This is a genomic window from Goekera deserti (genome assembly GCF_010685995.1).
Taxonomy (GTDB): Bacteria; Actinomycetota; Actinomycetes; order Mycobacteriales; family Geodermatophilaceae; genus Goekera; species Goekera deserti.
In genome coordinates this window covers 18238-41990 of record NZ_JAAGWK010000038.1, presented here as the reverse complement: position 1 = coordinate 41990, position 23753 = coordinate 18238, and the positions used below count along the sequence as shown (strand labels likewise).

The 23753-nt window shown below is 75.8% G+C and carries 7 protein-coding genes; 5 read left to right on the top strand and 2 right to left on the bottom strand.

From position 1 onward, the window contains the following. Positions 1-49: 49 nt before the first annotated feature. Both G1H19_RS21855 and G1H19_RS21850 read left to right on the top strand, forming a co-directional pair. A complete protein-coding gene (locus G1H19_RS21855; protein ID WP_162393334.1) occupies positions 50-9322 on the top strand; it encodes a DUF7507 domain-containing protein in 9273 nt (3090 codons plus the stop codon). Between the two features lie 175 nt (positions 9323-9497). Further along, complete coding sequence (locus G1H19_RS21850; protein ID WP_152731468.1) at positions 9498-16457, top strand: DUF7507 domain-containing protein; 6960 nt, start codon at positions 9498-9500, stop codon at positions 16455-16457. Positions 16458-16473: 16 nt separating this feature from the next. Here the strand turns inward: G1H19_RS21850 and G1H19_RS21845 are convergent, their stop codons facing one another. After that, a complete protein-coding gene (locus tag G1H19_RS21845; protein WP_202925984.1) occupies positions 16474-17028 on the bottom strand; it encodes a potassium channel family protein in 555 nt (184 codons plus the stop codon). 216 nt (positions 17029-17244) lie between these two features. Here G1H19_RS21845 and G1H19_RS21840 point away from each other — a divergent pair, with 216 nt between their 5' ends. After that, entirely contained in the window at positions 17245-18330 is a 1086-nt protein-coding gene (locus G1H19_RS21840; RefSeq protein ID WP_152731466.1) for an alkene reductase, read from the top strand. Positions 18331-18434: 104 nt separating this feature from the next. Here G1H19_RS21840 and G1H19_RS21835 read toward each other — a convergent pair whose 3' ends face one another. Continuing rightward, the gene (locus G1H19_RS21835; RefSeq protein ID WP_152731465.1) at positions 18435-20672 is read right to left on the bottom strand and encodes a putative bifunctional diguanylate cyclase/phosphodiesterase; all 2238 of its coding nucleotides are present in this window, start codon (positions 20670-20672) and stop codon (positions 18435-18437) included. Positions 20673-20860: 188 nt separating this feature from the next. On the opposite strand from G1H19_RS21835, the gene G1H19_RS24255 reads away from it, so the two are divergent. Further along, on the top strand, positions 20861-22432 hold the full coding sequence (locus tag G1H19_RS24255; RefSeq protein WP_202925983.1) for a molybdopterin-dependent oxidoreductase: 1572 nt from the start codon (positions 20861-20863) through the stop codon (positions 22430-22432). Positions 22433-22682: 250 nt separating this feature from the next. Further along, a complete protein-coding gene (locus G1H19_RS21825; RefSeq protein ID WP_162393332.1) occupies positions 22683-23687 on the top strand; it encodes an arabinan endo-1,5-alpha-L-arabinosidase in 1005 nt (334 codons plus the stop codon). The last annotated feature ends 66 nt before the right edge of the window (positions 23688-23753 follow it).

Below are 23753 nucleotides of genomic sequence, written 5' to 3'. Positions count from 1 at the left end.
TCGTCCCGCCGGCCCTGGTCACGGGGCTCCGGGACTGGAGGTGGACGCGATGGGCACAGGACCCCGGAGCCGCGCGCTGCGGATCGTCGGCCTGCTGCTCGCCGCTGCCCTCACGGTCCTGACGGCCGGGGCGCTCACGCTGTGGGCGGAACCGGCCCGGGCCGTGCAGAGCCCCACCTCGTGCGCCGCCACCACGCTGGTCAACGGCGACTTCGAGCAGCCGGTCATGACCGTCCGGAACGGCGAGCAGCAGTACGCCAACGGCAACGTGCCGGGGTGGCGGACGACCGCCGTGTTCCAGCGCTACCTGGAGCTGCACAACTACGACTACAACCGCTACTCCGGCGAGCAGTACCTCAAGCTCAACGCCGCCCAGGGCACCACCGCCTACCAGGACATCGCCACGACGCCGGGGCAGCTGCTGCGCTGGGAGCTGGCGCACCGCGGCCGGTTCGGCACGGACACGATGGCCGTGGACATCGGTGCCCCGACCGGCACCCTGGCGCGGCAGGCGACGTTGACCGACTCGACGACCTGGACCAGGTACTCCGGGCTCTACACGGTCCCGCCCGGGCAGACGACGACCCGGCTGGGCCTGACCGGGCTGTCCACGGCGACCGCCCAGGCCCTCGGCAACCTGGTGGACGCCGTCTCCTTCGGGTCCGTGCCCTGCGTGGTGGCCACCGCGCAGGTGACGCCGAGCGGTGCGGTGAACGTGGGCGACCTGCTGACCTACACGGTCACCGCGACCAACGCGGGCGGCAGCGCAGGCACCGACACGGTCGTCGCCGACGTCCTGCCGGCGGGGGTGACCTACGTGCCCGGCTCGATCAGGTCGGTGAACGGGACGACGACCACGGTCGCCTCCGACCCGGCCGGCGACGACACCGGCGAGTACGACGCGGCGAACCGGGTGGTACGGGTCCGGCTGGGCTCCGGGGCCGGGTCGACCGCCGGTGGGTCGCTCCCGCCGGGCGGCGTCCGCAGCGTCCGGTACCAGGTCCGGGTCGACCGGGCGAGCGCGGCCGGCACGATCACCGACGACGCGGTGGTCACCTACACCGACCCGCTCACCTCCAGCGGCCGGACGTCGACGACGAACACCGTGTCCACCCCGGTGGCCGACGCGGCGGACCTCACCGCCTCCCTGACCCAGCAGACGGCGACGCTGGTGGCCGGCGCGCCGGTGACCTACCGCGCGGGCGTGCGGTCGTCCGGGCCGGGTGCCTCCCCGGGCACCACGCTGACCGTCGCGCTGCCGTCCGGGCTCACCGCGATCACCGCCACGCCGTCCAGCGGCTCGTGCGCGGCTGTCCCGCCCGGCTCCACCACGGTCACCTGCACCGTGGGCACCGTCGCGTCGGGCGCCTCCGCGTCCGTCGACGTCACCGGGACGGTGCCGGCCGGCGCCACCCCCGGTGTGCAGTACACGGCCACCGCGGTGGCCGGCGGAGCCCTCTACGACCCGGCGTCGGCCGACAACGCTGCCTCCGTCACCTCCACGGTGACCGCGTCGGCGGACCTCAGGCTCGGCCTGACCTACGCACCGATGCCCCCGACCGCGGGATCGGACGTCACCTACACCGCCACGATCAGCAACCTCGGGCCGTCCGTGGCCCGGTCGATCGTGCTGTCCGACCCGGTGCCCGCCGGGTCGACGAACCCGCGGGCGACGGTGCCGGGCGGCACCTGCACCGTGACCGCCGCGGACACCGTCGAGTGCCAGGTGCCCGACCTCGCCGTCGGCGCGTCGACCACGGTCACCGTGACGATGACGCTCAGCCCGGGCGGCGGTGGCGAGGTCGGCAACGCCATGGCCGTCGTCGCGGCGACGCCGGACCCCCAGCCGGCCGACAACACCGCCGCGGTGACCTCCGGCGGGAACGCTCGGGCCGACCTCGTCGCGACCCTGGTCGTTGCCCCGAGCACGGCACGCCCCGGTGGCTCCATGCCCTACACGCTCACCGTCCGCAACGACGGCCCGTCGACGGCCCGCAACGTGTCGTTCAGCACCAGCCTGCCGCCGGGGCTGACGCTCGTCCTGCCGGCCAGCCCCCTCTGCACGCCCACCGGGTGCACCATCCCCAGCCTGGACCCCTACGACGCGGGCACCACACCCCCCACCGGCGTCGTCCAGTTCACCGGAACGGTGCAGGTCGACCCGGACGCGGAGGAGGGACCGGGCCAGGCCAGCGTCACGGTCATCTCCACGACCGAGGACCCGGACCCGGCCGACAACACCGGGGTCGCGGCCGTCGAGGTGGTGCTGGAGGCCGACCTCGCCGTCAGCCAGTCGTTCGAGGACCCGGCGACCGGGCGCACCGACCGGGTCGTCGCCGGCGGGCCGGTCCGGTCGACGGCGGTGGTCGGCAACGCCGGGCCGACCCGGGCCGAGGGCGTCGTGCTGCGCCAGGCCATCCCGGCCGGGCAGCCGCTGCCGGTGGTCACGCCCTCCTCGGGCTCGTGCACGTTCGAGGGCCAGGTCGCCGCCGGCGTCTCGGTCGACGGCGGCTCCTACGTGTGCACGCTGGCCACGCTGGCTGCCGGCGCGACCTGGCCGGTGCGGTTCGACACGCAGCTGCCGGCGTCGTTCGCGGGGAGCACGTTCAGCCGCACCCGCACGGTCGGTGCCGCGTCCCCCGACCCGGACGCCACCGACGACACGGTGACCGGCAGCATCCCGGTGGTCCGCGTCGCCGACCTCGCGCTGACCCAGACCACGAGCACCCCCACCCCGGTGCAGACCGACCCGATCGCCTTCCGGGTGACGCTCACCAACACCGGACCCTCCGACGCCGTGGACGTGCTGGTGCGGCAGACCTGGCCGGCGGGCCTGACCGTCACCGCCGGCACCCCGGGCGCCGGCAGCTACGACGCCGCCACGGGGGAGTGGCGGCTGCCCACCTTGGCTGCCGGCGCCTCGACCGTGCTGGACCTGACCGGCACCGCCGTGGACAGCGGACTGTCGAGCGTCACCGCCACCGTGCTCGGGGCCGGCAGCACGGACCCCGACCCGGCCGACGACGCCGCCTCGGCATCGGTGACCGTCGCCCCCGCGTCCCGGTCCATGACGATCACCTCGAACGCGACCGTCACCCCGGCGGCGAACCAGCAGGCCGCACGGCTGGGCGACACCATCGCCTACAGCTACGTGGTCACCAACGTCGGCAACGTGGCCACGATCGGCATCTCGGTCACCGACACCACCTTCGGCCTGCCGGTCAGCTGCCCGCAGACCCGGCTGGAGGCGGGCGTCGCGATGACCTGCACGACGACCGGCTCGCACAGCGTGACGCAGGGCGAGGTGGACGCCGGTGGCGACGTCGTGGCGACGGCGCTGGTGACCGGCCTGGATGCCGGCGCGGGCGCCCCGCAGACGTTCGGTCCGGCGTCCGTGGCCGTGCCGGTGGCGCCGGTGGCGTCAGGCATCGTGGCGACCCAGAGCGCGCTCTGGACCGACGCCGACGCCGACGGCGCCCTGGACGTCGGGGAGGCCATCACCTGGTCGGTGACCGTCACCGACACCGGTGGGACGACGCTGCCCGACCTGGTCGTCACCGCCCCGGGAGCGCCGGCCTTCGTGTGCGGCCGCACCCGGCTGGACCCCGCGCCCGCGCCCGTCGCGGACCGCTCCACCACGTGCGTGTCCTCCGGGTACACCGTCACCGCCGCCGACGTGGCCGCCGGTCAGCGCACGTCGGTGGCCACGGCGTCGGCGGCCGACGTGCGGTCGGCCGGCCGGGTCACCAGCCTGCCGGCGACCGCCGGCGCCCCGGCCGTGGCCCGGCCCGCGCTGGCGCTGACCGTCTCCGGCGTCGTCGACCCGCCGGCGCACCAGGCCGCGGCCGAGCTGGGCGACGGCATCACCTGGCAGTACGTGGTGCGCAACTCCGGGAACGTCCGGGTCACCGGCGTCGCCGTCGACGCCCCCGGGACGACGTGCACCGACACCAGCCTGGACGCCGGGCAGAGCACGACCTGCACCGGCCCGGCCGGGCAGCTGGTCACCCAGGCCGACGTGCTCGCCGGGACGGTCGGCCACACCACCACGGCCACCGGCATCGACGTGGTCGGCGGCGGCCGGATCCGCTCCCCGATGACCACCGCCACCCTGGCCACCGCAGCGGTCCGCCCCGCGCTGGCCGTGACCCCGGTCGCCACCGTCACCCCGGCGGCCCGGCAGAACGCCGCCGAGGTGCGCGACCTGATCGAGTACCGGTACTCGGTGCGCAACTACGGCAACGTCACCGTCGACGGCGTCGGGGTGACCGGCACCCGGGGTGGGACGGCGACCTGCGCGGTCAGCACCCTCGCCCCGGGCGCGTCCACCGACTGCACCACCGGGCGCTCGCACCGGGTGACCCAGGCCCAGGTCGACGCCGGCGTCCCGATCTCCGACGTCGCCGTGGCCACCGGCCTGCCCGCGGGTTCGACGGTCCCGGTCTCGTCGCCGCCGGCAGCCGCCCCGGTGCCCGTCGCGGCGTCGTCGCCGGCGCTGCAGCTGCTGCCGTCGGTCGACCGGGACGACCCGGACAGCACCCGGGCACTCGTCGTCGGCGAGCGGATCCGGTACAGCGTGGGCGTGGTCAACTCCGGCAACGTCACGCTGACCGGTCTGGTCACCGCGCACCCGGGCGACCCCACCGAGCCCGACCTCAGCTGCGCCCAGACCGAGCTCGCCCCGGACACCGCGACCGTCTGCCGGGTCACCTACACGGTCACCCAGGACGACGTGGACGCCGGGTCCCGCGCGTTCCAGCCCACCGTGTCCGTCGTCGAGCCCCGCGGCGGCACCACCGTCGACTGGGTGGCGGCGCGCGCGACGGCGCCGTCCGCCGCCGCCCCCCGGCTGGGCATCGTCGCCGAGCCGCGGGTGTCCACCCCGGCCCGCCGGGACGCCGTGCTGCCCGGGGACACGGTGACCTGGTCGTACCGGGTGACCAACGTGGGCAACACGCGGATCACCGCGGTCCAGGTGACGGACCCGTCCGCCCGGGTGCTGCCCTGCGCCCAGCCGGCCCTCGAGCCGGGGCAGTCCACCACGTGCACCGGCCTGCTGGCGTACACGGTGACCGAGGACGACCTGCTCGGCGCCGGGGTCACCGACCTGGGCACCGTCACCGGTACGCCGGTCGCCGGCACCCTGCCCGCCCTGGCGCCGTCCGCCCGGGGGCTCGTCGCCGTCGCGCCCGTGGTGCGGGCGCTGACCCTCGCCGCCACGGCGACCTCCTCCACGGGCAGCGCACCCGCCGGGATCGGGGCGACCGTCTCCCACGCCTACACGCTGCGCAACGCCGGCAACCTCACGATGAGCGCGCTCGCGGTGACCGACCCGGTGGCCGGCCCGGTGGACTGCCTGGCGACCAGCCTGGCCCCCGGTGCCTCGACGACGTGCACCGGCCGGACCGGACACGTGGTCGACCAGGACGACATGGACGCCGGACCCGTGCTGCTCGGCAGGGCACTGGTCAGCGGCGTGCCGTACGGGTCGACCGACGCCCAGGACTTCGGGCCGGCCACGTCGGGCGTCCCGCTCGCGGCTGCGCTGTCCGGGTTGACCCTGGTGGTCACGCCGACGTGGGCCGACACCGGCGTGCCCGGCGCACTCGACGTCGGCGAGCAGGTCACGGCCGGCGCGGTGGTCACCAACACCGGGCAGCTGACGGTGCGCGACCTGCGGGTCGCCTTCCCGAACCGGACGATGAGCTGCGACCGCACCGTCCTCCGGCCGGGGGAGCAGGCGACCTGTGCCGACCCGCCGTTCCTGGTCACGGCCGCCAGCGTGGCCCTGGGCCAGATCGGCTCCACGATCACCGCCGGCGGCGCGACTGCCCGCGACGGTGCACCGGTGAACGCGCCCAGCGGGCGCTTCCTGGTGCCCCCGTCGGTCAGCACCGGGTTGCAGCTGACCCTCACCGGCGTGGTGACCCCCGCCGCGCGGCAGGCGGCCGCGGCTCCGGGGGACATCGTCACGTGGCAGTACGTCGTCCGGAACTCCGGCACCGTGCGGGTCGTCGGCCTCGGGCTCGACGTGCCCGGCGGTGGCGCGGTCACCTGCCCGGTCACCCAGCTGGACGCCGGTGCGCAGACCACCTGCACGAGTGCGGTGCCGCAGACGGTGACCGAGGACGACGTGCTGGCCGGCTCGATCACCCACCGCGCCGCGGCCGTGGGCACCGGCGTGCTCGCCGCGGCGGCCGCCCGCTCGGCCGACGCCACCGGGACCGTCGGCGTGGTGCTGCCGCGCTCGTCGCTGACGGTGATCGCCACCTCGACCGTGAACCCGCCGTCCCACCAGGCCGGCGCAGAGGTGCACGACTCGATCGACATCACGTACGTCGTCCGCAACGACGGCAACGTCACGCTGCGCGACGTCCGGGTCGAGGACGCGCTGGCCGGTCCGGCCCCCTGCGTCCTGAGCACGCTGCCGCCGGGGCAGTCCACGACCTGCGCCGGCGGCACCAGCCACCGGGTCACCCAGGCCGAGGTGGACGCCGGCGGGCCGATCTCCCAGCCGGCGACCGCCGTCGGCACGGCACCGCGGGAGACCACCCCGACGGTGTCGGCCGTGGTGTCGGACCCGCAGCCGGTCGTCGCCGCCGCGCCCGCGCTGGTCGCCACCACGATCGCCCGCTGGGACGACACCGGAGCACCCGGTGTCGTGGAGCCGGGCGAGCGCGTCACCTGGGTCGTGGAGGTGGTCAACACGGGGAACGTGACGCTGCGGGGCATCACGGTCGTCTCGCCGGTCGGCGGTGCCCTGGTGTGCCAGGCGGCCGTGCTCGCCCCCGGCGTCGCCACGCTGTGCACGTCGACCCAGCACACGATCACGGCTGCCGAGGCGGGCACGGTGCTCACCCTGCCGGCCGCGGTCAGCGGGATCGAGCCCCGCACCACCAGCACGGTCGTCGGGGTGGTGACCGCGGTGTCCGCGCTGGTGCCGCCGGCGCCGGTGCTCGGCCTGACCCCGGCCGGCCGGGTCCTGCCCGGTGGCGGCAGCGACGGCGCGCGACCGGGCGACAGCATCGAGTGGCGGTTCCGGGTCACCAACCTGGGCAACGTCCCGGTCAGCGGCCTGGTGGTCAGCGACCCGGTGAACAGCCCGTTCAGCTGCGCCCGGAGCGTGCTGCAGCCCGGCGGGTCCACCCTGTGCACCAGCGCCCAGCTCCGGCTGGTCGACCAGGACGACCTGCTCGCCGGGTCGGTGGTCAGCCCCGCCGCCTCGGTCACGGGGACGCCGGACGCCGGTGCGCCCACGGTCACGGCCGGACCGGTGTCCGCCGTGATCGGCGCGATCGCGGCCCGGCGGACCGTCGCGTTCACCGCCACCCCGGTGCTGCAGCGTGCCGGTGCGCCGGTGGCCGGGCCCGCGCAGGTCGGCGACCAGCTGGCCTGGACCTACCGGGTGACCAACGACGGCACCACGACCATCACCGACGTGCAGGTCGCCGACCTGCTCGCCGGCAGCGTGATCTGCCCGGCGGGGGACCTCGACCCGGGCGATGCCGTGACGTGCACGGCGGCGGCCCCCCGCACGGTCTCGCAGGCGGACCTGGACGCCGGGTCCTCGATCATCGGCCGGGCGACCGTGTCGGGCCTGCCCCGCGGCTCTCTCGCGTCGCTGCTCGCCGGGTCGGTCGGCACCGTGGTCGCCCTGCAGCCGGCCGCGCCGCTGCTGTCGGTCACCCAGACCGACGCCTGGGCCGACGCCGGGCGTGTGGGCGTGCTGGACGTCGGCGAGCAGATCGACTGGACGGTCACGGTGACCAACGCCGGTCTGCTGACGCTGCGCGACCTGGTCATCGCCGACCCGGTCAGCGGCCGGATGACCTGCCAGGCCACGGTGCTGGCACCGCTGGCCCGCACGACGTGCACCGGTCCGGCCCACGTGGTCACCGCCGCGGACGTGTCGGCCGGGCGCGTGGCGCACACGGTGGTCGCCTCGGCGGCCGAGCCCCGCACGGGTGCCCGGGTCAGCAGCGTGCCGCACACGGCCAGCGTGCCCCGCCCGGCCCAGCAGGTCGGCGCGCTGTCGGTGACGGTGGCGGGCGCGGTCGCCGACACCGGGCGCGACCGCGGCGCCGATCTCGGCGACACGGTGCGCTGGACCTCCGTCGTCACCAACGTGGGCACCGCCACCCTGGTCGCCGTCGACGTGGACCAGGCCGGGGGCGCCACCTGCCTGCTTGCCGTCCTGCTGCCCGGCCAGTCGACGCCGTGCACCGCCGACCGGACGCAGGAGGTGCTGGAGACCGACGTCCTCGCCGGCCGGGCCGGCACCGCAGTCACCGCGACCGGCCTCGGCCTCGGCACGCTGCAGCCGGTGCGCAGCGCCCCGGTGACCGCCACGGTGGGCACGGTGCCGCCCCGACCGGAGATCACCCTGACGGTGACGTTCGCGCGTGTCCCGACCGGCGACCGACCGCTGCCCACACCGGTCGCCCGCCCGGTGTTCGTCCCGGTGGGCGACCGCGGTGCGCTCCTCGCCGCGAGCGGCCCGGCGGGCACGCCGCCGGCGGGTTCCGTGCTCGCCGTGGTGGTGGGCGACCTGGTCCAGGTCCGGTACACCGCCCGCAACACCGGCAACGTCACGTTGAGCGGCATCGCGGTCCTCGACCCGGCCTTCGGCGAGGTGACCTGCGAGCGCGGCGTCCTGGCACCGCGAGAGGCGATGGGGTGCGCGGCCGACCGGCTGCACACGATCACCGCCGCCGACCTGGACCGCGGGAGCCTGGGCAACCGGGCCGTCGTCCGGGCGGACGCCCCACCCGGCGTGGGCACGGCCTCGGTCACCGGCGTCGCCTCGATCCAGGTGGACCTGGTGCCCCCGGTCGTCGCCGGTCCGGGCGACCCGACCGGGACGACCGGCCGGCCTCCGGGCACCCCGCCGCCGACCCCGCCGCCGACCGGGTCGACGACCGGGTCGACGACCGGGTCCACGGACGGGTCCACCGGCGGGTCCACGGCCGGCAGGACGCCGACGGGTGACCGGGCCGGGTCGGGCCCACCGACGGTGGACGGCGGTGGCCCGGGCACGACCGACGGGCTGCCCCCGGTCCCCGGCGACCCGCGCGCACCGACCGGGTCGACCTCGCCGGGGGGTGCGTCCCCGGGTGCCTCGGCGGGTGCCGCGGGCACCGACGCGGAGCCGGCGCGGCCTGCCGGGTCCCCGGGCGGGTGGTGGGCGGCCGGGCCGGTCGCCACCGGTGCACGGGCGCTCGGACTGCTCGTCGCCGGTGTGCTGACCGCCGGCGGCGTGACGCTGCTGGCGGTGCGCCGGCGCCGTCGGGACCAGGTCACCGACGAGGTCCCCGGTCGCTGAGCGAGGTGACCGGGAGCCGGTGACGCGCCCGTCCGGTCGCCGTGTCGACACCGCTGAGGAGGTCGCTCCGCTTTCTCCCGGACACGCGCGACACGTAGGGAGACGATCAGCAGATCGTGGTTGATTGAGTGCAGCGAGTGGCCGAAGTGGCCCATGTGACGGGGGAGGTGACGTGGTGGTGTCGAGTCGACGGCGCACTGCGGGACGGGCCGGGCAGGCGCTCAGACGGATCGCTGCGGCCACCGGCGTGGCGGCGGTGGTCGGGGCGCTGCTGGTGACCGGGCCCGTCCCGCAGGCCGCGGCCGTGCAGAGCCCGGCCGCCTGCAACTCCACCGTCGCCCTGCGCACGGGCGGGTTCGAGCTGCCGGTGCTGAAGGACAACAGCTACTCCTTCGTGCCCGAGGCGCAGGTGCCGGGCTGGTCGACCACGGCCAGCGACAAGCGGATCGAGATCTGGCGCGCGCCCTTCCAGGGCGTGCCCGCCGCGTCCGGCAGCCAGTTCGCCGAGCTCAACGCCACCCAGACCTCGACCCTGTTCCAGGACGTCGCCACCACCCCGGGTCAGTCGCTGCGCTGGGAGCTGCAGCACCGCGGCCGGGCGGGCACCGACGTCATGGCCGTGCACATCGCCGCCCCGACCGCGGCGCTCGCCCCGACCAACCAGCAGGGCCCGCTGATCAGCGACGGCAAGAACGCCTGGGGCACCTACTCCGGGCTGTACACCGTGCCCAGCGGGCAGACCACGACCCGGTTCTCCTTCAAGGCGGTCTCCACCGCCACCGGCGACCCCACCGTCGGCAACTTCCTCGACTCCATCTCCTTCGGCACCGGTGCGTGCCTGATGTCGACGACGACCGTCACGACCCGCTCCGGCGCCGCCGGCGCCAACGTGGGCGAGATCCTCACGTACTCGGTGGCCACGGCCAACGGCGGCGGGAACCCGGCCAAGAACACGGTCGTGGTCGACACCCTGCCGGCCGGTGTGGAGTTCGTGCCCGGCTCGATCCGGGCGATCACCGCCTCGGCCACCCAGGCGCGCACGGACGCGGCCGGCGACGACCAGGGCGAGTACGACGCGGCCACCCGCACGGTCCGGGTCCGGGTGGGCCTGAACGCGACCGCGACGTCCGGGGGCGTCGTCCGGCCGGAGGACGCCCGCAGCATCTCCTACCAGGTCCGGGTCACCGAGGCGCTGTCCGCCACGACGGTGCGCAACGACGCCCGCGTCGAGTACACCGACGACCTGGCGGGCGGGGCCGCGACGTCGGTGTCCACCGAGGTCGCGACACCGATCGCGGCAGCGGCCGACCTCGCCGTGACCGTGGCCCGCACGACGGCGCCGCCGGTCGCCGGCCGCCCGGTCGAGTACACCGCGACCATCCGGAACAGGGGCCCCTCCCCGGAGCCGGCCGCCCGGCTGGTGATCGACCTGCCCCGGTGGGCGGACGGCACGACACCCGGCCTGACCGGGGTCACGGCCGCCACGACCGGTGGGGGCAGCTGCACGGTCGCCACGCTGACGGTGACCTGCGACCACGGCGCCCTCGCACCCGGCGACCAGGCCACCGTGACGGTCGGCGGCGAGGTGCGCCCGGACACCCTCCCGGCCACCCCGTACCGCTTCCTCGCGGCGGCGTCCGGCACGGCCTACGACCACGTCCCGGACGACAACGCGATGTCCGTGGCCGACGCCGTCACCACCTCCGCCGACCTCGCCGTGGACCTCCTCGCGGACCGGACCGCCGGCACCGCGGGTGGTCCGGTCACCTACACCGCCACGGTCACCAACGCCGGGCCCTCCACGGCCCGCGAGGTGGTCCTCACCGACCCGCTGGGCGACGGGGTCACGGTCACGAGTGCCACCGTGACCAGCGGCAGCGGGAGCTGCACCACCGACGCGTCGACCACCACGGTCCGCTGCGCCCTCGGTGACCTGGCGCGCGGCGCCTCGGCGACCGTCGAGGTCCGGGTCACGCTGAGCTCGTCCGGCTCGGGCGCGATCGGCAACAGCGTCAGCGTCACCTCGGCGACCCCCGACCCGGTGGGCGCCGACAACCAGGACGAGGTCACCGGCACCGGCGAGGTGCTCGCGGACCTCGCGGTCGACCTGGTCATCCCCGTCACCGAGGCCTACCCCGGCGACACCGTCCCCTTCACCGTGCACATCGACAACCTGGGCACCTCCGACGCGGTCAACGTGTCCCTGCAGACCGTGCTGCCCCCGGGCTTCCGGGTCACCGCGCTGACCGGCATCACGTGCACCGCGCAGGCCGGCTGCCGCATCGCCCGCATCCCCGGTGGCGGCCGGGCGACGATCACCGGGCAGGCCCTGGTCCTCGCCGACGCCCCGGCGGGCACCACCATGGTCCGGGCCCGGGTCGTCTCCCCGACGCCGGACGGCACCGCCGGCAACGACGTCGACGAGTTCGCCTTCACCGTCCGGCTGGAGGCGGACCTGTCCGTCACCCAGACCATCGTCAACCCCGACGACGTCGGCGGTCCCGTCGTCGCCGGCGGCAAGGTGCACGCGGTGTTCACCGTGTCGAACCCCGGGCGCACCCGCGCCGAGGGCGTCGTCGTCCGGCAGACCATCCCGGCCGGGCAGCTGATGCCGGTGCTGACGCCGCAGGCCGGGCGGTGCGACGTCGAGGGCGACACCGTCGCCACGGCGCTCGGCCCGCAGTCGGTCGACGGCGCGGTCGTGGTCTGCTCGCTGGACGTGCTGGCCCGGGGCGCCACGTGGTCGGTCGAGTTCGACAGCGTGCTGCGCACCTCGTTCAAGGACGACACCTGGTCGCGCACCCGGCTGCTCACCTCGAGCACCGCCGACCCGGTCACGGGGAACAACATCGACACCGCGAGCATCCCGGCGGTGCGGCGCTCCGACGTCCAGGTGACGAAGACGACGTCCACGCCGATGGTGGTGCAGACCGACCCGGTGCGCTTCCAGGTCCAGGTGACCAACGCCGGCCCGTCGGACTCCCGGGACGTGCTGGTGCGGGAGACGCCCCGGCCCGGTGTGCTGATCGACTCGGCCACCCCGAGCGAGGGCGTCTACGCACCGGCCAACGGTGCCTGGCGGATCCCCTACCTCGCCGTCGGCCGCACCGTCACCCTCGACGTCGTCGGCACGGCCCAGTCCAGCACGGACGTCGTCAACGACGCGGTCTTCCTCAGCGCCGAGGACACCGGCCTGGACCCGGCCAACGACACCGGCAGCAGCACGGTCGACGTCACGCCGGCAGACCGGTCGCTGGCCATCACGGCGACCGCCACCGTCACCCCGGCCGCCCACCAGGACGCCGTCCGGGTCACCGACGCCATCGCGTTCACCTACCTGGTCATCAACACCGGCAACGTGGCCATGAGCGACGTCGCCGTGCGCGGCACGCTCGCCACCGGTGGGGTGACCTGCCCGTCCACCACCCTCGCGGCCGGCGCCAGCATGACCTGCGCGGGCAACGGCTCCTACCGCGTCACCCAGAGCGACGTCGACGACGGTCAGGCCGTCGAGGGCGCCGCATTCGCGTCCGGCGTCCCGCAGGGCTCGACCGCGCCGCTGGAGTTCGGCCCGGCCTCCGACCCGGTGCCGATCGACCCGCTCGCCGCCGGCCGGCTGGCCACCGTGCAGCTCGCCGACTGGGACGACGCCGACGGCGACGACGCCCTGGACGCCGGGGAGACGATCGTCTGGACGGTCGTGGTCACCAACACCGGTGAGCTGACCCTGCGCGACCTCACCGTGGACCTGCCGGAGGCCGCCGGCATCACCTGCGCGGCCACCGAGCTGGCGCCCGGCGCGCAGACCACCTGCACCGCGGCCACGTACACCGTCACCGCCGCCGACGTGCTCGCCGGCCAGCGGACCGCGGGCTCCACCGCGGCCGCCCGGGACCCGCGCGGGGGCCCGGTGGTGCGCAGCGCGGCTGCCTCCTCCATGTCCCCGGGGTCGCCGGTGCCGGCGCTCGGCGTCGTCGTCGACGGGCGGGTGGACCCCGCCTCCCGGCAGGACGCCGCCCTGCCCGGGGACACCCTGCACTGGGAGTACACCGTCACCAACCTCGGCAACGTCCGGGTGACCGGCATCAGCGTCGACGACCCCGAGGGCGGTGCCGTGACCTGCGACGACCTCGCGATCGACCCCGGCGCGGTGACCCGCTGCGTCGGCGCGGCGAGGCACCCGGTGACCGAGGACGACCTGCTCACCGGCGCGGTGACCAACGAGGCGGCCGCGACCGGCACCTCCGTCGTCGGTGGCGCGCTGGTGCGCTCGGCCCCCGGCCGGGACGCGGTCGGCATGGCGGCCCTGGTGCGGGCGCTCACCCTCACCACCACGGCGACCGTCACCCCGGCGGCGAACCAGGGCGGGGTGCGGGTGGGTGACTCCGTCCGGCACGCCTACGAGGTGACCAACACCGGCAACGTGACGATGCGGGACGTCGGGGTCGCCGACGTCCTGGTCGCCGGGCAGCCGGCCGAGCACGCCACCTGCTCCCGGGCGGTGCTCGCACCGGGGGACACGGCCAGCTGCACGGCCGGTGCGACCCGGCGGGTGACCCAGGCCGACGTGGACGCCGGCCAGCCGGTGACCCACTCCGCCACGGTGTCCGGCATCCCGGCGGGTTCCACGACCCCGGGCACCTTCGGTCCCGTCGCCGCCCCGGTCCCGCTCGCGGCCGCCAGCGGTGCGCTGCTGGCCAAGAAGGTGGCCAACTGGACCGACACCGGTGTCCCCGGTGCCCTCGACGCGGGGGAGACGATCGTCTGGAGCGTGGTGGTGACCAACACCGGCGAGCTGACGGTGGACGACCTGCTGGTCGACGACGTGACGGCCCCCGCGATGACCTGCCTCCAGCGGACCCTGCTGCCCACCGAGGCCACCACCTGCACGGCCGGCGGGTACACGGTCACCGGCGGGGACGTCGGCGGCACGAAGACCAACACCGCCACCGTGCGGGGCACGGACCGGCGCGGGGCAGTGGTCACCAGCAACGCCTCGACGACCGAGACGCCGTCGGTCTCCTCGCCCGAGCTCGCCGTCACCGTCGCCGGGGTGGTCGACCCCGTCGCCCGGCAGAGCGCCGCGGCGCCGGGTGACACCGTGCAGTGGACGTACCGGGTGACCAACGTGGGCAACGTCCGGGTCACCGGCGTGGGCGTGGACGACCCCGACGCCGGGGTGGTCACCTGCTCGGCCCCCGACCTCGACCCCGGGGCGTCGGCGACGTGCACGGGTGGCACGCCGCGCACCGTCTCCGAGGCCGACCTGTTCGCCGGCTCGGTGACCAACGCGGCGCTCGCCACCGGCACCGGACCGGGAGCCGTCCCGCTGTCCTCGCCCTCGGCGTCCGCGCGGGTCGGGGTGGCCGCGGTGGTCCGCGAGCTCACCATCGCCACGACCGCGACGGCCACCCGCGCCGGCGCCCCGGTGACCGGCGGCGTCCGGGTGGGCGACCACGTCGCCTACACGCACCTGGTGACCAACGCCGGCAACGTGGCGATGGGCGACCTGGAGGTGGACGACGTGCGCGGTGGCGCGGTGAGCTGCCCGTCCGGTCCGCTGGCCGTCGGCAGCACGGTCACCTGCAGCGTCGCGGCGGCCTACGTCGTCACCCAGCTCGACTTCGACCTGGGCGTCCCGGTCACGGACTCGGCGACCGTGTCCGGGACCACCGCCGCCGGCCCGGAGCGCACGTCCTTCGGCCCGTCGAGCGCGCCGGTGCCGGTGGCCGCCGGGACGACCGGCCTGACCGCGGTGAAGACCGCGGCCCGGACCGGCACGCCCGCCGGGGCGGCGCTGGCCGCGGGCCAGACGATCCGGTGGTCGGTGCTGGTCACCAACACCGGGGACCTGACGCTCTCCGACGTGTACGTCAGCGACCCGCTGGCGCTGTCGATGACCTGCGACACCACCACCGTGCTCCCGGGCGGGACGGCGCGGTGCGCGGCACCGGACTACCTGGTGACCGCCGACGACCGCGCCCGCGGGGTCAAGCAGAACACCGCGGTCGCCTCGGCGGTCGGCCCGCGCGACGCCGTGCGCGTGTCCGCCGCGCCGTCCTCGACGACCACGCCGTCCGCGCCGTCCGGCGCGCTCGCGCTGGAGGTCACCGGCACCGTCGTCGCCACCGGCCTGCCGGACGGCGCGGACGTCGGCGACGCGATCCGGTGGACCTACGCCGTGGTCAACACCGGCAACGTCCCGGTCTCCCGGATCGGGGTGGACGACCCGGACGCCGGGACGGTCACCTGCCGCGCGACCCTGCTGGAGCCGGGGGCGGCGACGTCGTGCACCGGTGCCGCCAGCACGTACGTCACCGAGGGCGACGTGCTCACCGGCCGGGTGGTCAACGCGGCGGCCGCGGGCGGCACCGCCGTCGCCGGCGGCGCGCCGGTGGCCGTGGCGACCGACAGCGCGACGGTCGTGACCGCCGCCGCGCGGCCGCGGATCACGGTGCGGACCCGGTTCGAGCTGGCGACGTCCGCCGCGGCGGTCCTCCCGCCCGCGCCGGTGCCGGCCGCCCCGGGTGCACCGCAGCTGGCTGCCGGCCAGGCATTGAGCAGCGTGCAGGTCGGCGACCGGGTGCGGGTCCTCTACCGCGTGGTCAACGACGGGAACGTGACCCTGACCGGCGTGCGGATCGACGACCTCTACGGCCCGGTGACCTGCGCCGGCACGGTGCTGGCACCCGGTGCGGCGACCGAGTGCCAGGCCGACCAGGTGCACGTCGTGACACCCGAGGACCTCGCGGCCGGCGGGCTGGTCAACGCCGCCACCGCCTACGGCGCGCCCCCGTCGGTGCTCGCCCGCCCGGTGGTCTCGTCCGCGGACTCGGCGACCCTGACGGTCGCCCGGCGCACGTCCGTGGACGACCCGGGTGGGTCCGGCGACCCGACGTCACCGACGCCCGTCGGTGGTCCGCCGCCCCCCGGTGGCCCGGGTGCCGGACCGGGCGCCGGTGGCCCGGCATCGCGTCCCGGGTCGGTGACCGCGTCGGGCGGCAGCGGGCTGACGGAGGGCCTGGCCCGGACCGGCGCCGAGCTGCTCGGCGGCACCGCGGTGGCGGCGCTGCTGCTGGTGGGCGGGGCGCTGCTGTGGCGGGCGGGCCGGCGACGGGGGGTCCGGACCGACTGACCGGGAGCCGGCGGGCTCAGCCGGTGCGCGGCGCGCCGTCGTGCTGCGCGGGGGAGCCGTGCCCGCCGGCACCGGGGACGCGGCTGCTGGAGCCGGTGTGCCGTGCCGGTCGGCCGGCGGCCGCGTCGAGCACGTCCAGGCGCGCGTGCAGCTCGTGCAGCAGCCGGGTCTGCTCGTCGGAGTCGTCGAGCAGCTCCACCTGCTCCTCGTGCGTGAAGTCGTCGTGGGTGCGGATGACCACCGCGGCGATCCGGCCCACGATGACGCCGATGGCCACGATGCCGGCGAACATGGTCAGCACCGCCACCACCCGGCCGCCGCCGGTGACCGGGGAGAAGTCGCCGTAGCCGGTGGTCGTCGTGGTGGTGAACGCCCACCAGACCGCGTCCCCGAACGACCAGCCCTCGAACAGTGCGATCGCCCAGGCGGCGGCCAGCACGGTGGCCAGGTAGGCGGCGACCGCGGCGGGGGTGCGGTTGGCGGCGTGCACCAGCCCCCCGTGCACGCGGCGGAGGGCGCGGGTGGGCAGGGTGTCGGGCGTCCGCTCGTGGGCGCGCCGGTCGGCGGGCATGACGCTCCTCGGGGTCGACGGCGGGGGGCCCATCCTGTCCGACCGGCGCCCGGCGGCGCACCGGGGTGCACCCGTCCGGGTACCCGGACGCGACGACGTGACCCACGTCGCACGGCGGTCCGTGACGGAATGTGTGCCCCGGGGGCCGGGTTCCGCCGACGACAGCGCTGCCGCGCGGGCTCCGGCCCTGCGGCGCCCCGCACCCCGGAAGGCATCATGGACCTCTTCGCACCGCTGACCCTCGGGGACATCGAGCTCGCCAACCGCGTCGTCATGGCGCCGCTGACCCGCACCCGCTCCGGGCAGGCCGGCGTGCCCGGCGACCTCGTCGTCGAGCACTACGCCCAGCGCGCCGGCATGGGCATGATCATCACCGAGGGCACCTACCCGACCGCCGAGGGCCGCTCCTACGACGGGCAGCCCGGCATCGTCACCGACGAGCAGGCCGCCGGATGGGCCCGCGTCGCCGACGCGGTGCACGAGCGCGGCGGCCGGGTCGTCATGCAGGTCATGCACGGTGGCCGCGTCTCGCACACCGCTGTCAACGGCGCGGCCCGGATCGTGGCCCCCAGCGCGATCGCCGTCTCCGGCGAGGTGCGCACCGCCGCCCGCGGCAAGCTGCCCTACGAGGTGCCGCACGCCCTCACCACCCAGGAGGCCCGCGCCGTCCTCGCCGACGTCGTGGCCGCCTCACGGCGCGCCGTGGCGGCCGGGATGGACGGCGTCGAGCTGCACTCGGCCAACGGCTACCTGCTGCACGAGTTCCTCTCCCCGGCGTCCAACCGCCGGGACGACGAGTACGGCGGCAGCCCGCAGGCCCGGGCCCGGTTCGTCGTCGAGGTCGCGACCGCGGTCGCCGAGGCGGTCGGGGCCGGACGTGTGGGCATCCGGATCTCCCCGGCGCACGGCATCCAGGACGTCGTGGAGGACGACCCGGCCGACGTGCTGGCCACCTACGGCGCGCTCGTCGACGGTCTGGCGCCGCTGGGGCTCGCCTACCTCAGCGTGCTGCACCGCGAGCCGGCCGGTGAGCTGGTGCAGGAGCTGCGGCGCCGGTTCGGCGGGCCGCTGGTCGCCAACAGCGGCTTCGCCGTCCCGATGACCCGGGAGTCCGCGCTGGAGCTGGTCGGCACCGGTGCGGCCGACGCCGTCGCGGTCGGCCGGCTGGCCATCGCCAACCCGGACCTGGTCGCGCGCTGGCAGGGTGGGCACGCGGAGAACGAGCCGGACCCGGCCACGTTCTACGGCTCGGGCGCCGCCGGCTACACCGACTACCCGACGCTGGCGCTCAGCCCGAGCTGACCCACGGGCTCAGCCGCAGCGGCACGACCGGGGACGTCGACGGCGCCCGCCACCTGCACACCCGACCGGACAGAACTGACACGAACCGCCCGCCAAGATGGCCATCATGGCCCGGGGTACGTCGCAGGTACCAGGGCGGCGGTCGGCCGGGGGCCCGTCGGGGAGGTGCCGGTCGGCGCGGTGGCCGCGGCCGGGTCGGCCAGCAGGGCGTGCGCCCGTGCCAGCGGCACCGGCCGGGACCACAGGTACCCCTGGCCGTAGTCGCAGCCGGCGGCGGTGAGCCAGGCCGCCTGACCGGCGTGCTCGACGCCCTCGGCCACGGTGGACAGGCGCAGCGACCGGCTCATCGCGATGATCGCCTCGGCCAGCGAGGCCCCCTGCTCGTCGCCGACGACGTGGTCGACGAAGGACTTGTCGACCTTGAGCACGTCCACCGGCAGGTCACGCAGGTAGGACAGCGAGCTGTAGCCGGTGCCGAAGTCGTCGATGGCGATGCGCACCCCGGTGTCCCGAAGCGCCGCCAGCACCGGGGCCACGACCGCCGCGTCGGCCAGCATCGCGGTCTCGGTGATCTCCAGGACCAGCGACCGGGTGTCGAACCCGGCCGCGGCCACGGCTCCGGCGACCAGGTCGGCGAAGTCAGGCCGGGTCAGCTGCTGCACCGACACGTTGACCGCCATCGACACCGGGCGCTCGCCCGGACGCTGCAGCGCCGCACCCGCCCGGCAGGCCTCCTGGAGCACCCAGGTGCCCAGCGGCACGATCAGCTCGTACTGCTCGGCCAGCGGGATGAACTCCACCGGCGGCACCATGCCGCGCACCGGGTGGTGCCAGCGCACCAGCGCCTCGAAGCTGGCGATCCGCGACGCGGCCAGGTCGACGGTCGGCTGGAAGTACAGCTCCAGCTGTCCGACGTCGAGGGCGCGCTGCAGGTCGGCCCGCAGCTGCAGCCGCTCCAGGGCCACCGAGTGCAGGGCCGGCTCGTAGGTGGCGGTGCCGTGCTTGCCGCCGTCCTTGGCCACGTGCACCGCGACGTCGGCGTTGCGCACCAGGTCCTGGGCGGTGATCCCGGTGTCCGGGGCGTGCGCGATGCCGATGCTCAGCGCCAGGTCGATCGTGCGGTCGCCGACGTGCACCGGGCCGGTGAGCCGGGCGTGCACGCGCGCGGCGATGGCCTGCGCCTCCGGCTCGGCGATGTCCTCGAGCAGCAGCGCGAACTCGTCACCGCCCAGCCGGGCCACGGTGTCGCCCTCCCGGGCCACCGCCACCAGCCGCCGGCCCACCTCGGCCAGCAGCAGGTCGCCGGTGTCCTGGCCGAACCGGTCGTTGACGAAGGCGAAGTCGTCCAGGTCGCAGAACAGCACGGTGAGCCCGTTGGTGTGCGAACCGCGCCGCCGCAGGCTGTGGGCGAGGCGGTCGAGGAACAGCCGGCGGTTGGACAGCCCGGTCAGCGGGTCGTGCAGAGCCTGGTGGGTGAGCTGCTCCTCGAGGGCGACGCGCGCGCTGACGTCGCGTGCGGTGATCACCAGCCCCTGGACGCCGGGGTCGGCCAGCAGGTTGGACAGCACGCCCTCGACGTGGCGCACGCGACCGTCCGGCTGGGGGAACTCCAGCTGCAGGGCGGTCTCGCCCTCCCGCGGACTGGCGAGCTGGGCGATGATCGCGGACCGGTGCGCGGGGAGCACGTGGTCGAGCAGCACGCTGTCCTGCAGCACCGCGGCCGGCACGCCGAAGACGGCCTCGGCCGAGTCGCTGGCGTACTGCACGATGCCCTCGGCGGTCAGCACGACGATGGCGTCGGAGCTGGTGCGCACCAGGCTCGCCAGCCGGCCCTCGCTGGCGGCGCGGGCCTGCTGCTCGGTGACCTCGGCCTGCAGGGCCCGGTGCCGGGCCACGAGCCGGCGGAACCACAGCATCCAGCCCACCGACGCGACGACGAGCATCGCGGCGTAGACGGCGGCGGCCTGCACGTCCAGCGACCGGCTGTGCTCGGCGAGCCGCTCGCCCAGGGCGTCGGCCGCCGCCCGCGCCTCCGCGGGCGTCCCGGCGGCCGCGGCGCGCAGGCGGTCGACGTCGTCGCCGTCCAGGCCGGCGTCGGACAGGTCGTCGGCCGCGCGGGTGACCAGGTCGGTCACGGGCGGGCCGCCGGCGGTGCCGGTCAGGTCGCCGGCGAGCCGGGCGACGACGACGCGCTGCGTCTCCACCGGCGCGGCCCGGTGGTAGACCCCGTAGAGCAGCAGGAACTCGACGCCGATGACCAGCAGCGTGCCGAGCACGGTGAGCGCTGCCCGGCCGGCTGCTGTCCTGACGGGGGCATCAGCCCCCGTGCTGCTCGATGCCATGTGCCGTCCCTGTGCTCGTCCTCGTGGTGCCGTGGTCGCGGCGGTCCCCCTCTCATCGACAGGTGGGCGCCGGTCCTGCAGTCCTCGGGTCAGGACTCCTCCCTCGGAGGGGAGTTCCGGGCACGACCTGGGTCTCCCTGTCGGCCGCCCGGCGCCCCCGGGTGGCGTGAGGGGGGATGCTCGGGGTCGTGCCCGCCTCGACCGCCGACCTCCAGCTGCCCGACGACGTCCGGTCCGGTGGTGGGCGCCGCTGGCCGGCCCCGCTCGCCGGGGTGGTGGCCAGCGCGGCCGGGCTGGGTGCGGCCGAGCTGGTGGGCGGCCTGGTGGACCGGGCGCCGTCGCTGGTGACCGCGGTCGGGGACACGGTGGTCGACCACGTCCCCCTGTGGCTGGAGCGCGCGGCGATCTCCCTGTTCGGCACGCACGACAAGCAGGTGCTGCTGGCCGGCGTCCTGCTGGTCGCCCTGGCGCTGGGCGCGGGGCTCGGGGTGCTCGCCCAGCGCCGGCCGGCGCTCGGCGCCGCCGGGTTCGCCGTCGCCGGTGCGCTGGCTGCCTGGGCGGCGCTGGGCGACCCGCGCCGGTCGGCGCCGTGGACGCTGGCGGTCGCGGTGCTCGCCGTGGTCGTCGGGGTGGCCGTCCTGCGGGCGCTGCTGGGCCGGGCCGCGCTGCTGGCCGTGCCGGCGTCGACCGCGGGACAGGAGCTGGCCCGGCGCAGCTTCCTGGTGGCTGCCGGTGGTACCGCGGCGCTGGCCGTGCTTGCCGGCGTGGGTGGCTGGCTGCTGTCCGGCCGGGACCGGGTCGAGCAGCTGCGCGAGGCGATCCGGCTGCCGCGGCCCGCGCAGCCGGCCGCCGCGCCCGGTACCGGACTGGACGTGCCGGGCCTGTCCCCGCTGTACACGCCCAACGACTCCTTCTACCGGATCGACACCGCGCTGCGGGTGCCAGGAGTCGACACCGCCGACTGGAGCCTGCGGGTGACCGGCATGGTCGACCGGCCGTTCTCGCTGAGCTACGCCGACCTCATGGCGATGCCGCAGGTCGAGGCGGACGTGACCCTGTCCTGCGTGTCCAACGAGGTCGGGGGCGACCTGGTGGGCACCGCCCGCTGGCAGGGCGTGCGGCTGCGCACCCTGCTGGACCGGGCCGGCGTGCAGGCCGGGGCGGAGCAGGTGCTCGGACGCTCGGTGGACGGCTTCACCGCCGGGTTCCCCGTCCAGGTGGCCCTGGACGTCGAGAACGCGCTGGTGGCGGTGGGCATGAACGGGCAGCCGCTGCCGATCGACCACGGCTTCCCGGCCCGGCTGGTCGTACCCGGGCTCTACGGCTACGTGTCGGCCACCAAGTGGCTCACCGAGATCGAGCTGACCACCTGGGGCGTGCAGGGCTACTGGGTCCCGCGCGGCTGGTCGCGGGAGGGCCCGGTCAAGACGCAGAGCCGTATCGACGTGCCGCGGGCCGGCAGCTCGGTGCCCGCCGGTCGGCAGGCCGTGGCCGGCGTGGCCTGGGCGCCCACCCGCGGCGTGCAGCGGGTGCAGGTGCAGGTCGACGACGGGCCGTGGACCGACGCCCGGCTCGCGCCGTCGATCGGCGACGACTGCTGGCGGCAGTGGTCGCTGGCCTGGGACGCGACACCCGGGGAGCACCGGATCACCGTGCGGGCCACCGACGGCACCGGTGAGGTGCAGACCGACCGGCGCACCCAGGTGGCCCCGGACGGCGCCTCCGGGTACCCGGTCGTCGAGGTGACCGTCGACGGCTGAGGCGTGGCAGCGCTCGTCCGGGTACAGCGTTGTAAAGAACTCGCTGTGAAGGCTTGATCTACTGGCTGTGCTGGTGTTGTGTGACTCCTGTCACCCACGTGGCATGGCGTCGTCCGGCTCTGCAGACGGCTGGCGCACCGCCCCGATCCTCCCTCTCCCGTGAGCCGTCCTCACCCGCGGTGCCGGACGCCCCTGTGGCGCCCGGCCCCCGGTCGGTGCCGGCTGTCCCGACCACGCCCTGGAGCAGCCCGTGACCCGTCGCAGACTCATCCGCATCTGGTCAGCCGTCGCCCTCAGCCTGGGTCTCGTGCTGACCGGCGCCTCCCCGGCCCACGCCCTGACCGGCGACTTCCGCGCCCACGACCCCACGATCGTCCAGTCCGGCAGCTGCTGGTACGCCTTCTCCACCGGCGACGAGTACGGCTACCGCAACGGCAACGTGCAGATCCGGCGTTCCTGCGGCGGCCTCACGGGCAGCTGGTCGCTGATCGGCTCGGTGTTCCCCACCGTCCCGGGCTGGATCACCAGCTACCTGGGGGCCACCCCGCCGAACCTCTGGGCGCCGGACGTCAACCTGGTCAACGGGGTGTGGCACCTCTACTACTCCGGCTCGAAGTTCGGCACGAACAGCTCGGTCATCGGCCTGGCCACCGCCACGAACATCGAGGGTCCCTGGACCGACCGCGGTGAGGTGCTGCGCTCCGGCTCGGGGAACAACTACAACGCCATCGACCCGGAGATCGCCTACACGATCTCCAACGGCGCCCGCACCGCGGAGTGGATGGTGTTCGGGTCCTTCTGGGACGGCATCAAGATGCGCCGGGTGGACACCGCCACCGGCAAGCTGTCCGGCGCGGACACCCGCACGTACTCCCTGGCCTCCCGGGGCGGCGGCGCGATCGAGGCGGGGTCGATCGCCTGGCGCAACGGGTTCTACTACCTCTTCGTGTCCTTCGACCGCTGCTGCGCCGGCTCGGACAGCACCTACCGCACCATGGTCGGCCGGTCGACCAGCATCACCGGCCCCTACGTGGACCGCAACGGCGTGGCCATGATGAGCGGCGGCGGTACCCAGCTGCTGTCGAGCTCGGGCAACGTCCGCGGGCCGGGCGGGGGTGACGTGACCCTCGACGGCACCACGTACCGGCTGGCGCACCACTACTACGACACGAACCTGGGTGGCGACTGGCGCATGCAGATCCGCGACCTCAGCTGGAGCAGCGACGGGTGGCCCACGGCCGGCGCCTCGCGCTGAGCCACCTGCCGCAGCGGCGCCGGGCCACCGTGGTCCGGCGCCGCTGCCGGGTGCCACGACCGCCGG

Bases quoted from the DNA above. Each gene is read 5' to 3' on its own strand.
- G1H19_RS21835 (WP_152731465.1), bottom strand. From the start codon at position 20,672: ATGGCATCGAGCAGCACGGGGGCTGATGCCCCCGTCAGGACAGCAGCC.
- G1H19_RS21855 (WP_162393334.1), top strand. From the start codon at position 50: ATGGGCACAGGACCCCGGAGCCGCGCGCTGCGGATCGTCGGCCTGCTG.
- G1H19_RS21840 (WP_152731466.1), top strand. From the start codon at position 17,245: ATGGACCTCTTCGCACCGCTGACCCTCGGGGACATCGAGCTCGCCAAC.
- G1H19_RS21845 (WP_202925984.1), bottom strand. From the start codon at position 17,028: ATGCCCGCCGACCGGCGCGCCCACGAGCGGACGCCCGACACCCTGCCC.